11 protein-coding genes are annotated in these 13,688 nt (G+C 49.8%); all 11 read left to right on the top strand.

Annotated elements, in window-relative coordinates:
* Nucleotides 1–13: 13 nt before the first annotated feature.
* The 11 genes from M3223_RS00055 to M3223_RS00005 all read left to right on the top strand — a co-directional run bounded on the left by M3223_RS00055 (nucleotide 14) and on the right by M3223_RS00005 (nucleotide 13,132).
* Nucleotides 14–2,752, top strand: a complete 2,739-nt coding sequence (locus M3223_RS00055) for an alpha-L-rhamnosidase (RefSeq protein WP_251557722.1) — start codon at nucleotides 14–16, stop codon at nucleotides 2,750–2,752.
* A 255-nt stretch (nucleotides 2,753–3,007) separates the two neighbouring features.
* Entirely contained in the window at nucleotides 3,008–3,670 is a 663-nt protein-coding gene (locus M3223_RS00050; protein WP_251557720.1) for a hypothetical protein, read from the top strand.
* A gap of 56 nt (nucleotides 3,671–3,726) precedes the next feature.
* Nucleotides 3,727–4,266 (top strand): hypothetical protein, encoded by a 540-nt coding sequence (locus M3223_RS00045; RefSeq protein ID WP_251557718.1) that lies wholly within the window; start codon nucleotides 3,727–3,729, stop codon nucleotides 4,264–4,266.
* Nucleotides 4,267–4,584: 318 nt separating this feature from the next.
* The gene (locus M3223_RS00040) at nucleotides 4,585–5,598 is read left to right on the top strand and encodes a LacI family DNA-binding transcriptional regulator (protein ID WP_251557716.1); all 1,014 of its coding nucleotides are present in this window, start codon (nucleotides 4,585–4,587) and stop codon (nucleotides 5,596–5,598) included.
* 16 nt (nucleotides 5,599–5,614) lie between these two features.
* Entirely contained in the window at nucleotides 5,615–7,024 is a 1,410-nt protein-coding gene (locus M3223_RS00035) for a sugar ABC transporter substrate-binding protein (RefSeq protein WP_251557714.1), read from the top strand.
* A gap of 59 nt (nucleotides 7,025–7,083) precedes the next feature.
* The gene (locus M3223_RS00030; RefSeq protein ID WP_251557712.1) at nucleotides 7,084–8,040 is read left to right on the top strand and encodes a carbohydrate ABC transporter permease; all 957 of its coding nucleotides are present in this window, start codon (nucleotides 7,084–7,086) and stop codon (nucleotides 8,038–8,040) included.
* 17 nt (nucleotides 8,041–8,057) lie between these two features.
* Nucleotides 8,058–8,906: a carbohydrate ABC transporter permease gene (locus M3223_RS00025; protein ID WP_251557710.1), complete on the top strand. Its 849-nt coding sequence runs from the start codon at nucleotides 8,058–8,060 to the stop codon at nucleotides 8,904–8,906.
* Nucleotides 8,903–9,967, top strand: coding sequence for an ABC transporter ATP-binding protein (locus M3223_RS00020; RefSeq protein WP_251557708.1), 1,065 nt, complete (start codon nucleotides 8,903–8,905; stop codon nucleotides 9,965–9,967). Before M3223_RS00025 ends, M3223_RS00020 begins: the two co-directional genes overlap by 4 nt.
* The gene (locus M3223_RS00015) at nucleotides 9,964–10,794 is read left to right on the top strand and encodes an inositol monophosphatase family protein (protein ID WP_251557706.1); all 831 of its coding nucleotides are present in this window, start codon (nucleotides 9,964–9,966) and stop codon (nucleotides 10,792–10,794) included. Before M3223_RS00020 ends, M3223_RS00015 begins: the two co-directional genes overlap by 4 nt.
* Nucleotides 10,791–11,705, top strand: coding sequence for a hypothetical protein (locus M3223_RS00010; protein WP_251557705.1), 915 nt, complete (start codon nucleotides 10,791–10,793; stop codon nucleotides 11,703–11,705). Before M3223_RS00015 ends, M3223_RS00010 begins: the two co-directional genes overlap by 4 nt.
* A 101-nt stretch (nucleotides 11,706–11,806) precedes the next feature.
* On the top strand, nucleotides 11,807–13,132 hold the full coding sequence (locus M3223_RS00005) for a hypothetical protein (protein WP_251557703.1): 1,326 nt from the start codon (nucleotides 11,807–11,809) through the stop codon (nucleotides 13,130–13,132).
* Nucleotides 13,133–13,688 lie beyond the last annotated feature (556 nt).

Raw genomic sequence — 13,688 nt, 5'->3', positions numbered from 1 at the left:
AAGAAGGGATGGAATGGAACGAGAGCAGTTGAAAGCGGTTAAAAGTTATGGGGACGGGACTTTCCAGATTGAACAAGTAAAGGTTGAATATGCAGTCAATCCAATTGCTGTGAATAGTCTCAAGCCTCGATTTTCATGGGGGTTCCGCAGCAGCCGGCAAAACGAACGGCAGACGGCCTATCAAATTGTTGTTGCCGACAGTTCAGAAGCACTTAATACCGGCCAAGCTCTAATCTGGGACAGTGGAAAGGTCGATTCAGCGGAAAATGCAGGCATCCAATATGCAGGACCTCAGCTGCAATCGGGAAGGCGCTATTTGTGGAAGATTCGGGCTTGGGATGGAGCGGGGAACGCTTCAGATTACAGCGAGTCCGGAACATGGGAGATGGCGCTGCTTCATACGGATGATTGGAAAGCCGCCAAGTGGATTGGCGTAACGGAAAAGGAGCAGGAGGAATGGACAGGCGTAAGCGGGGATGAGATAAAGTCTGCCGGTCTGCCGATTTTCCGCAAGGAGTTCCAGCTAAATGATTCCGTAAAACGGGCTAAAATTTATCTCTGTGGATTGGGACAATTCGAGCTGCGTTTAAATGGCGGCAAAGTGAGCGATAATGTGCTGTCTCCGGGCTGGACGCATTATGACCACACTTGCTTGTATTCCACATTTGACGTAACGGAGCAATTGCAGGCCGGAAACAACGCGGTGGGCATTATGCTCGGTAACGGCTTTTATCATGTCGCCGGAGGACGTTATGCCAAGTATCTGGGCAGCTTTGGGCTGCCAAAGCTGATCTTCCAGCTCCATGCGGAGTTAATGGACGGAACGGTTGTTCAACTTTACAGCGATGAAGAGTGGTCGGTGAGCCATAGTCCGGTAACCTTCTCCTGCATGTACGGCGGGGAAGATTACAATGCTTTACTGGAGCAGGACGGCTGGGATCAAGCGGATTTTGCACAAGATGGACGCTGGAAACAAGCCTCGCTCGTATCTGCGCCAAGCGGAACTTTGCAGTCGGAACAAACGGCTCCCCTGAAAGTCATGCGCCGTTTTGCAGCCGAGCTGCGCGAAGAAGGTCCGGACGGAAGTTATGTGTATGATTTCAAACAGAACTTTTCGGGCTGGGTGAAAATTGCCGTTAAAGGGCCGGCAGGCGCGACGGTCACGCTTACGTCAGGCGAACTGCTCTACGAGGATGGCACTGTGAGTCAAGAAACTTCAAAAGGCCCCTCTTATTTCTCTTACACGCTCAAAGGAGACGGGGTAGAGGTATGGGCGCCGAGATTCTCGTATACCGGATTCCGGTACATGCAGGTGGAGGGAGCAATTCCTGCTTCGATGCAAGGAACCGCCGCTTCCGACAGCGGGGCTTCCATTCCGGTGCTGCTGGACATTGAAGGAGAAATGATCTATCCAGACGTAGCAACGGTTGGTTCGTTCGAATGCTCCAATGAAATGTGGAATCGTACCCATGAAATCATAAATTGGGCCATTCTCAGCAATATGAAAAGCGTGCTTACGGATTGTCCGCATCGGGAAAAGCTTGGCTGGCTGGAGCAGGTTCATTTAATGGGGCCGTCCATTATGTACAACTACGATGTGGCTGGGCTTTACAACAAAATTATCGGCGACATGAGGGATTCTCAGACGGAAGAGGGCTTGATTCCTGATATTGCTCCAGAGTATACCGTATTTGAAGGCGGATTCCGCGATTCGCCGGAGTGGGGCGCCGCGTATATTTTGGCAACGTGGTATGCCTACAACTGGTATGGAGATACTCGCCTGCTGGAAGAGCATTATGACGGGATGAAACGGTACGTGGAATACTTGAGCACCAAAGCGGACGGTTATATACTGCGGCATGGACTTGGTGATTGGTGCGACGTTGGGCCGGACCCGGGATTTGCGCAAAACACTCCTGTTCCGCTTACGGCAACGGCCACCTATTATTACGCTGCAGATACGATGGGCAAAATCGCGCTGCTGCTCGGTTCGACAAGCGACGCTGCATACTTTGAACAGCTTGCTCTGCAAATAAAGTCCGCCTTTAACGCGCATTTCTGGAATGAAGCGGAAAAACAATACGCTACAGGCAGTCAGACTTCTCACGCATTCCCGCTTGCAGTCGGACTTGTGCCAAAAGAGCAAGAGGAAGACGTGATGAGTCAGCTTATCTCTGATATACAGGCTCATGGCGATCACCTAACCGGCGGTGACGTAGGATTCAGATACTTGCTGATGGCGCTGTTGAAATTCGATCAACCTGGAATCGTTTCCAGAATACTGAGTCAAACCGAGGATCCGAGCTACGGCTTCCAGCTGCTGAATGGGGCTACAACTCTGACGGAGAGATGGGACGGGCCGGTTGCCGGGCATTCACAAAATCATTTTATGCTTGGTCATGCGGAGGAATGGTTTTATTCCGGTCTTGCCGGAATTAGGATTCCTTATGATGAATCGTCGCGCCGCATAGTCAATATCGCACCGCGGTTCGTGGAGGAGATCGAATGGGTTAAAGCGCATCATGAGCTCATTCAAGGCAAAATAGAAGTGAGCTGGGAGCGGAAAGAAACGAATCAACTGCAGTTAAACGTTAGCTTGCCGGTTAACACAACGGGGGTTATTGAGCTTGCCGATGTTCGAGCGGATCAAATTCATGCGTCGGAGGAAGTTCGCCAGCTCAAAACGGATGGTCGTTATACGAGTATAGAGGTTGGTTCAGGCCGTTATTCCTTTAGCATCGTACTTAACTAATCGCCATATATCTTATAAAACGTTTTGGAATAAAGGGATCACTCAATAAGATGATTACGCTGCCCGCTTATTCCATTCAGCTTTGGGAAGAACAATAACAATTGCTCCGGCTGGCTTCTGCCAGCCGGTTTTTTTAATATGCCCATTTAACGGCCCAATTCCATTAACTTGCCACAGTTATTCGATTTTACTGCCATAGCTTGTCTTTAATATGAGTGTTGTAAGGCAAACACAGACATAAAGGAGAGAAACAACATGTTGAAAAAAATGAGTGCAATTTTGTTGGCAAGTGCAATTGTAATGTCAGTTCCCGTTGTAGCTTCAGCTTCAAGCTACACGATGGATTCTTCCTCAGCGAAAACCCATAATGTACTAACCGGAGCAAATAAGAATGTTGATCAAATATACCAATCTGCAAAAAAATGGGGCATCTCCATAAAAGGCAAAACGGTGGATCAGATTCGTGTCGAAGTGAAAAAAGCGGAAAAGAGAAGTGCAGAAGCGGCAACGATTAAAAAAGCGAAAAAGCTTGGCATTGCGACCAGCGGCAAAACGATGAAGCAAATTACGAAGGAAATTACACATGCGGAGGCTGCTGAACGAGCGTCTCTTGAAAAAAGAGCAAAAAAATCCGGCATTGTAACAAAAGGCAAATCGCTGGATCAGATCCGCAAAGAAGTGGAGAAAGTTGAAAAAAGAGCTCATGAAACAGCGATTATTCAAAAAGCGAAGAAGCTCGGCATTGTAAGCAGCGGCAAAACGATTGAGCAAGTCACGAAGGAAGTCAAACACGCCGAGGCGACTGAACGAAAATCGTTGGAAGCAAAAGCAAAACAATGGGGCATTGAGACTCAAGGGAAGTCGTTGGAGAAAATCAAAATCGAGCTTAAAGCTGCTGAGCAAGCCACGAATGACTAAACCGCATCACATTGTGTTGTAGATTTTAGAAAAACACATCTAAAGGAGAGATTACCATGTTGAAAAAAATTACCGGAATTATTTTAGCGAGTGCAGTTGTGATGTCGGTGCCAGTGGTTGCTTCAGCTTCGAGCTACCTGACGAGTTCTGACTCTGTAAAGAACGATATTGTAGTTACGGGAGCAAATAAAGATACTGACCGCGTTTATAAATCCGCAAAAATTTGGGGCATATCCACAAAAGGCAAAACGGTTGATGAGATTCGCAACGAAGTGAAACAAGCAGAAAAAAATGCCGGTGAGGCGTCAATTGTTCAGATAGCAAAAAAGCTCGGCATTGCAGTCAGCGGCAAGACGTCAAGCCAGCTTACCGAAGAAATTAAACTCATTAAATTTGATCGAGTGGAGCTGGAAGATAGAGCCGAAAATTGCGGAGTTGTAACAAAAGGCAAAACAATGGAGCAAATCCGCGTCGAAGTGGCTAAAGCCGAAGCTGTCAAATTCGCTGAATTGAAAGAAAGAGCAGAGGAAAGCGGAGTTGTAACAAAAGGCAAAACAATGGAGCAAATTGCCGCAGCGATTGAACTTGCAGAATAGGCTGGCCATACGGCGAGCGTGCATACCTCAGACAGTCTGTCATAACGTTTGACTTAAACTAATGACGATGACGAACGGAATCCCGTCTAATGGGATCCGTTCGCTTTTGCTTTTCAGCATTAAGTTTCCCCAATCGACTGCGATATTGGTTCAGAAATATTACGTCAAAATTCGACATTACAGCTTTACAATTTGTCAAGAAAAATTTAATGCCCAAATAAAGGTTCGTATGCTATGATGAGATTGTGATGAGCAACTAATGATTACATTGATCAATTACATACTCGTGGGAACCTTCCCACATTGGGGGTTATTCCGGTGAATTATACAATCATAGATGTCGCAAAGCTTTCCGGAGTATCCAAGTCTACTGTTTCCAGAGTGATCTCCAACTCGGGGTACGTCAGCCCTGCCGCTCGAGATAAAGTATTACAAGCAATTGAGGAGCTGCAATATAAGCCGAACGGAGTAGCGCGGGCCATGGTTTCCCGGCAAACTCAGAATATAGGAGTCATTATTTACAGACAACATCATCCGATTGCCTCTCATCCGTTTTACGGCAAAATTTTGGACGCCATTCTTGAAAAAGCTTCCGAGCTCGGCTATTCCATCTTTGTCATGACAGACAAGGATATTACGAGCAAATCAGCCGATTTCCTCTTGGAGAAAAGGGTGGACGGACTAATCCTCATCAGTAAGCTGAACGACGAACTGATCCAATACTTTAAAAATACAGGTATTCCTTTTGTAATGGTGAACGGCACAAGCGAGTCATCGGACGTAATCCATCTGGTCAATGATGACTTGAAGGGAGGTGAGCTCGCAGCAGAGCACTTGCTGTCTCTGGGAGCGACTGCAATTTCCGTAATTGCAGGACCGCAGGAACATCGCAGCCATAAGTTAAGATTTGAGGGGTTTAGAAACGCATGCTTGAAACATGGGGTTGCTATCCAAGAGCAGGACATTTTTTATGCAGAATCCTCCCAGTTTGAAGAAGGCTACCGAGGTTTTCTGACTTTGTGGGAACGGTCCCACAGCATTCGGACCTTATTTTCAACAAACGACATGATGGCATTGGGAGCGGTAAAAGCGATTTACGAAGCAGGCATGCTAGTACCAGGCCATATTGCCGTAATGGGATTCGACGATATCGACTATGCGGCAATGGCAAATCCTTCTTTAACTACCGTCCATAGCTCAAAAACAAAAATGGGGCATGACGCGGTAACTATACTGGATCAAGCCATTCAGGGCGGGGAGAAATGGAGCAATCCGCCGCAGTATAAACCTGAATTAAAAATCAGACATTCCACGCAAATAACCAAATCCTAATGTGGAGGGTTAATTCATGAAAAAACCGATTACAGCTGTTACCATGTCTGCACTCCTGCTTACAAGCATCCTGTCCGGCTGCAGCAACGGGGAAAATACCCCCGCCAAGGCTAATGAGGGAACCGGCGCAGCAGCGGGCGGCAAGCCGGAAGTGGTTACGCTATCGGCCCACACAACCGGCATCGAGCTGACCCGTGTCGACAACCTCGTCAAAGCGGCGGAAAAGCTGAATGAAGCGCTCAAGGCAGAAGGGAAAAACATGGAAGTCAAAGTGGAAACCAAATCGTTCGACGGCAGCTGGGACGATTCCGTAAAACAGTTCATGCTGGCTTCCAAATCAAAAAAAGCTCCGGATATCTTCGCAATCGGTCATGAATACGTCGGTATGCTTTCCAATGGCAAGTACATCCTTCCGCTGGACGACTTGAAAAACTCTCAGGCTTACTCGGATTTATTCCCGGTGTTGTGGGACTCGGTCACCTACCAAGGAAAGATTTGGGGAATTCCTCAGGACACGGAGGCTCGGCCCGTGTTTTATAACAAAGGCATTTTGAAAAAGCTTGGCTGGACGGATCAGCAAATCAATGAACTTCCCGAAAAAGTGAAAACCGGCGAATTTACGCTGGACGACATGACCAAGGTAGCGGAAGAAGCAAAATCGAAAGCGCTTGCACAATACGGAGTTGTCCATCGTCCGACAGACGGCCCCGATTTCCAGGCGATGGCGTACAACTTTGGCGCTCAGCTGTACGACGCGGATGCGAACAAAATTGTTTTTGACAAACAGGCCGTTCAAAAACAGCTTCAATATTACTACGATCTTGCTCAGAAAAAGCTGCTCCCAGACAACTTGACGACGATGGAATTCAAAAACGTCCATAAAATCGTCGTCAATGAAAAAACGCTGTTTTACTACGGCGGCATCTGGAACGTCAACAACTGGGCATCCGACGCTTACCACGACACGATTGGCAAGGTGGATGCAAAATGGGTCAACGAGCGTTTTGGCATGATGCTCATTCCTGCGGCTGAAAAAGGCGGCAAACCTGTCACGCTGTCTCACCCCATCGTATACACCGTATCTTCCGGTACAAAACATCCGGATCTGGTCAACCGCCTGCTTGAGTTTGTAGTTGATCCGAAGCTGCAGACCAAGCACAACATCAAAACCTTCCATCTGCCGATTACAAAGGCGGCGGCGGAAGATCCAACGTACAAAGCGGATGCGACGCTTGGCGGAGTCGCTTATATGTCCGAGTACACGACGTTCCTGCCGAATCACGAAAGCTTTAACAAATACAGCGGCTCCATCTACAAGGCAATCCAAGCCGTTGAGCTCGGCAAGCAGACTCCGGAAAGCGCTCTCAAGGATTTGGAAACCCAATTGAAAAACGATCTTGGCGATGGGCTCATCATTAAAAACTAAACGACCTGAACAGCGTGCCCGGCCGAAAGACCGGGCACGACTTTCCGAGGGGGAGCCATATGGGAAATCTGAAGGCGGCGGCCGAAGTTCCGCAAACGACGATAAATAAACCGAAGCCAATGGCAGAGCTGCTCCGAAAATGGGGATTGCCTGCAGTATTGTTAGGGCCTTTTCTCCTTTTAATTACGGTTTTTTTTATTGCGCCAGTTGTATTGATTATCATTTTGGCGTTTACGAACATGGACTCCGCCATGGTGTGGGATCTGAACGGACTGCTTAATTTCAAAAAGATGGCCTCCGACCCTAACCTGGGCGAAATTATGCTGAATACGGTAACCTACGTTGGACTTACGCTGGCTTTAAATATTTTTCTTGGATTGTCGCTTGCGCTGCTTACGACCTATTTCATCCAACGGGAAACGGTTGGGCTTGTCATCCGCACCATATGGATGCTGCCGCGGATTTCACCGCCGGTCGTGTATGTTCTGTTATGGTTATGGTTTTTTGATCCTAGCGAATACGGGGTTCTGAACAGCTTGCGAGCCCTTTTTGATATGTCTGCGACTAACTTTCTCGTTGATCAGCCCATGACGGCGGTCGTTCTCGCCAACGGTCTGATCGGCGCTTCCTATGGAATGATTATTTTCTCGTCTGCGATTAAGTCCATACCGGGCGATCTGTTCATGGCGGCTAGAGTGGACGGTGCTGCTCAACGATCGATTATTTTTGACATCATCATTCCCGCCGTACGCTGGCCGCTCATGTTCGTGACGCTTTGGCAGCTGTTGTCGCTGCTTACCTCTTATGAATACATTTTGCTGCTGACAAAAGGCGGGCCTTTGATCGAAACCGAGGTTATGGCGCTGTACTCCTATCACAAAGCATTCCAAAGCTTTGAATATGGCTACGGTTCGGCCGTGGCGCTAGTGCTTGTCGTAATCGCTCTGATCTGTACGTTTATTTTCTGGAGAATATTCGGCATGGACAAAATGATCAAATCGTCGAGGGTTGAATAATGACAGGGGGACGCGCATTGAACACGAAGAAAAGCCGGCTGCCCTCTGCGGGCGCTTACGTCATCTTGGGCATAATCACGCTGCCTATTATATTGATGTATTTGTGGCTGCTCATTAATTCATTCACATCGCAGATGAAACACGGGGTAATCCCGACAGGCTTTACGCTCGAAAACTGGAAGTTCCTCTGGTCAAACGTCGTCGTTAACGGCACCGAAATGCCGAGCATTTGGACCGCTACGCTGAATTCTCTCCTGTTCGCGGGAGCTTTGACCGTGCTGGAGCTGGTCGTAGGCATTATGGCCGGTTACGCCTTATCGCGGCTGAACTTTCCGGGCCGCCAAGGCTTGTTGAAAACTACGATGCTGCTGCATGCTTTTCCGAGCGTGGCGCTGCTCATCGCCGTGTTTTACATTTTGAATTTCCTCGGCTTGTTCGACTCGTTGTGGGGCGTCATTTTGGTCAAAACGGCGCTGCAAATTCCGATGACGGCCTGGATCATCAAAGGATTTTTCGACGATGTGTCCTGGGATGTGGAGTGGGCGGGGCTGATCGACGGCTGCACCCGGTTCAAGGTATGGCATACCATTGTCATTCCGTTGGTGAAGCCCGGCATTGCAGCGGTCAGCATCTTTTCATTCCTCGCCGGATGGTCCGAATTCCTGCTCCTGTACACCTTCATTCTCAGTGACGAAAACATCACGCTGGCCTCTTATTTACAAAAGCTGATGAGCAATCCAAACGTCATTAATTACGGCGTTTTAAGCGCCGTGTCGATCTTTTACATGATACCGGTCCTGATTTTCTTCATTTTCACTCAAAAATCACTCATGCAAGTCAGCGCGACAGGAGGAAAAGGCGTATGAAAATTGAGCTGAAGCAAGTATGCAAATCCTTTACAAAAGGGAGCAACGCCGTTAACGACTTGTCCATGACAATAAAGGACGGGGAATTCGTGGCGCTGCTCGGCCCGAGCGGCTGCGGCAAATCGACCACGATGCTCATGCTGGCGGGCATTTACAAGCCGACTGGCGGCATGATTTATTTTGACGACGAGCCGATCAACCATGTGGAGCCGAAGGACCGCAACATCGGCATGGTGTTCCAAAGCTACGCGTTATATCCGCATATGACGGTGCTTGAAAATATTATGTTCCCGCTCAAACAGATGAAGGTGCCGAAGGCGGAACGCATCGTAAGAGCGCAAGCGGCAGCAGAGCAGGTGCAGCTTGGTCATCTGACCGCGCGCAAGCCGAGCCAGCTGTCCGGCGGACAACAGCAGCGGGTCGCGCTTGCCCGGGCAATCGTCAAAAAACCGCGCCTGCTGCTGCTCGACGAGCCACTCTCCAATCTGGACGCACGGATGAAAATTGAAATGCGTGAAGAAATCCGCCAGCTGCAGAAGGAAATCGGAATTACGACCGTTATGGTTACGCATGACCAGGAGGAAGCGATGACGATTGCCGACCGGGTCGCCGTCATGAAGGACGGCTCGCTGATTCAATACAGCACGCCAATGGAGCTGTACAACCGGGCAAGCAATCTGTTTGTGGCCCAGTTCATCGGCACGCCGCCGATGAATTTCCTGAAAGGTGATCTCGTTAAAGCCGGCGATACTTATGCCTATAAAGAAAACGCTCATGGCAGCGTGCTCGGCATTCGTCCCTACGATTTGAAGCTGGGCAATCAAGGCAATGTTGTGATGAACGCGACAATAAGCCTTGTGGAGCCGCTTGGACATTCCAATCTGGTCAGCGCGAGAATCGGTGATACGTTAGTGCGTTTTTTTGCGGAAAGCTCCTATCAAGCGGAGCGCGGAACGGCTGTTGTATGCTCGGCTGATCTCCATAGCGTCTCCGTGTTTGATAAGGATTCCGGTTACAGCCAGAACGTTGAAAGCTGCATCAAGGAGGCCTTTGCCGTATGACCGAAGCGTATGAAGCATCTTTGCTGCAATCGGCAATCGTTTATGCAAGACTAGCCGGTGAATTGATTGTCGAGCGGACAGGAAGCTTCAGCAGCATCCTGGAGAAAAAAAACGTTTCTGATCTGGTTACCGACGTCGACGTGCTCAGTGAAACGCTGCTGCGCGAACGGATTGGGGCCGATTATCCCGGCCATTGGATTTTGTCAGAGGAGGATAACGGCAGCCGGAACTCCTATCAATCGTTGGCATGCAACGGACCAGGCTATGGATGGATTATCGATCCCATTGATGGAACGACCAACTTTATTCACGGCATTCCGCATTTTGCGGTATCGATCGGAATTGTGCTGAATTATGAGCCGGTTATTGGCGTTGTGTACAATCCGTTAACCGGTGAAATGTTCCATTCGCAACGGGGCAGCGGTTCCTTCCGCAACAGCGTGCCGATCCAAACGGGCAAAGAGCAAAAGCTGGAGGAGGCGCTGCTGGCAACGGGCTTTCAGGCCGAACAGTGGGCGCGCAAGTCCCAGCTTGTATCGCAGATGGACCTGCTTGCCGGAGCCTGCCGTAATTTGCGCATAAACGGGGCAGCCAGCCTGGACCTTTGCTGGATCGCGATGGGCCGGCTTACCGGATTTTGGCATAAAGGGCTGCATCCATGGGATACATCCGCAGGCGGGCTTATTTTGCGGGAGGCAGGCGGAAAGATTACCGATTTTAATGGCGATGAATACGAGCTGCATCACGATACGCTTGTTGCATCCAACAGCAGCATTCACGACGAGTTTTTGAACGGGATATCCGATAGGAGAGGTGTTGCGGGATGATCGATATTTTCACCGTTGAAATGGAATCTGCCCAGAAACAGTGGCTGGAGCTAGTCAAAAACGGCGCCATTTCGCAAACCGATTATTATCAAATATCGATTGCCCAGCTGGAGCTGCTGAAAAAAGCGTGCCCTGAAAATGTGCATTATACGTCCTGGCAGGCCGAGTATTACCATCTCGACGGCAATCTGCGCCGTTCCGGCGAGCAGTACCGCAGCGTGCTGGAGCAGGACCCGCCGCCGCCGCTGACGGAAGATGAACTACGGCTGATCCGCAAATTCTGCCCCGTGCTGCAAACGACTGCCCAGGAATGTTTTCCGCTGAAAGATGTTGTGGCCATTCATCATCCTGAGCTGCCGCTGATCGGCTACCACCTGTTCTGGGAGGATGATTACGATTATCCCGATGATTTTGAGCCTTGCGATCATGAGGAAATTTGGGTCGAATACAACCCGGCTGAAGAGTCCGTAACGAAGGTGATGAGCTTTTTCCACAGCCGGGTTATCGAGTCAGAGGCTGCGGCCGCGGAAGCGCGAAACAACGGGCAGCGTGCGGTTATTCGCGTGGAATGGGGCAAACATGGCTCACTGCTGAAGGGCTGGGAAGAGATGTCGGAGTCGTTAACGGGGTTATCCATCATGCAATGGCTAAAGGATACTTACGCTCATGTAAGCGCTGGCGGCCGTCAGGCTGCCCATCCGCTGAAGCGATTTTGGCCGGACCGATATGAAGGGACGTTCCAGCAATATACCGACTTCTCTGTGACTGTTGATCCGCTGGATTGGCTAAGCCGCAAACCGCTGATGTTTAAAACCCGCTGGGCGAATGCGATATTGCAAACGAGCTGCCTGTTGTACAATTTTCACCCTAAAATGGAGTGGCCGGGCCGGTACCAACAAACTTTCCGCTGATAGGGAGGTGATGCGTCTTCTGAAACGATCGTATTGGTAGAGCTACCTGTCGGAGGGTTTGGTAACCAGGCGAGTCCAATACGTTAAAGAGGTGAAAATGGATGAAGAAGCTTTTGCTGGTTTCTCTTGCCGTTCTTATGCTTTCCCCTGCAGCCGCGTTATCCGCGGGCAGTACCGCACATGCTAATCCTGTTTATGCAACGGAAACGGATGTGCTGGCACGCTATCAGGCTGTAGCGGATAAATTCGCGCCGGATATTCACCAGGAAGTTCGGCAAAAAGGAACCAGCAAGCCGGGATACCTCAATTTCACTTACGGCTATGATATCTCAGCGGATTTCATCACCAACGTCAACTATGACGGCGACTGGAAAGCCAACAACAATTGGGACCGTTTGGGAGACTTCAAAACGACGCTCCAATCCTACGTTTATTACGATGTTAAAGAAACAGAGACGCATTACTTCATCAGCTACTGGAATTATTACGGCAGAGACGACAGCGACTTGCACCCCGACCGGCACGAGAACGATATGGAGGGCATGTTCATCGTGGTGCGCAAAGGCATGGAAAACGGCGGCTTCGGCCAACCGGTTTTTGCCTCGACGAAGCAGCATGGAACTTATTTTCAGTACCATATCCAAGGTGTAAGCTCCGGCTTCACAAATGGCGGCGACGATTTCGACGGCACCATTACGATGCGCGACGGCACTCATCCGGAGGTGTTCGCTTCTTCCAACGGCAGCGTTCTGGAGATTAACACGACGCGTTTCGGACATAACGTCAGCCCTTGGACTCCGGGCAAAGGTTTTGGCGGCATCAAGTATCAGGTCGGCTCCACAGCAGCAATTCCTGACCGAAATACCGTGTTGAGCGCTTACGGCGCAGGCACGTACACGCCAGTAACGTATAAAGCGATTCCGCTGACGCCGCTATGGGACCGCCGCAACGAGTTCGGCGATCCGTACCTGTTCGATTCGTTCGGAGTATTTAACGGCGGCGACGGCATGGATGATTCGGCCAATGCGCCTTGGGGCTCCGGCTACAAGGATCATGACAGCCCATCGGGCCAAGTATTTTTCGATCCGGCTCAGCTGGTCGACTTTATGCTGAATAACTTGGGAACGTATTCGTACGCCTATGTAAAACGCGACGCTAGCGGCAACGATCTGCCAGGGGTGTATCTGTACCAGCATAACGACCGGCAAGGACGGATGCTGCATACGACCCAGAGCATCGGCGATTTGCGCAATAGCCTCGTCGGCGACGATTCAATTTCCTCGGTTAATATTATCGGCTCCGCCTACAGCGCCATGCTTTATGCGGATTTGAATTTGACGGGAACCAGCCTGGCCTTTTCCACGGGGTTGACCAACTTCTCTTCCAATCCGATGAACGACAAAGCGACGTCTGTGAAGGTGAACTGAGCGGGTTGTAGGGATGAGTGGAGTCGTAGAATAGAGAGACTAGAATAGACGGTCAGCACGGATGGAATGGATGGAACAAAATGAATGATTAGTACGGAATGATTAGTACGGAATGCGTAGTACGGAATGATTAGAATGTATGGCTATGTTGGGCGAGAAAATGCCCGCTGCTCGGTAAACGAATGCCGCCCGGCTCTTTGGAGTCGGGCGGCTTTTTTTATGAGCAGGGTCTGAGTGGGAATGGCGGAGGTGCCGAGTTCGTAAGGTCGTTTGACGACCTTACGGGAGTCGGATTGGCGTTTTGGAGGTTGCGTAAGGTCGTTTGACGACCTTACGAGAGTCGTATTGGTGTTTTGGAGCCTGCGTAAGGTCGTTTGACGACCTTACGGGAGTAGGATTGGCGTTTTGGAGGTTGCGTAAGGTCGTTTGTGGACCTCTGTCAAGAAAGTGGACACCGCATAACGTAGTTCATCGGTTCTGCTGCTCGTAGTAAGCTGCTTCAAACCGATCTGGCGATTCGTAACCCAGTGAACCGTGGATTCGCTTTCGGTTGTAA

It is taken from the genome of Paenibacillus pasadenensis, from assembly GCF_023715725.1.
GTDB classification, from domain to species: domain Bacteria; phylum Bacillota; class Bacilli; order Paenibacillales; family Paenibacillaceae; genus Paenibacillus_O; species Paenibacillus_O pasadenensis_A.
Note: the sequence above shows the minus strand (reverse complement) of the source record. Positions and strands in the feature narration are given on the sequence as shown.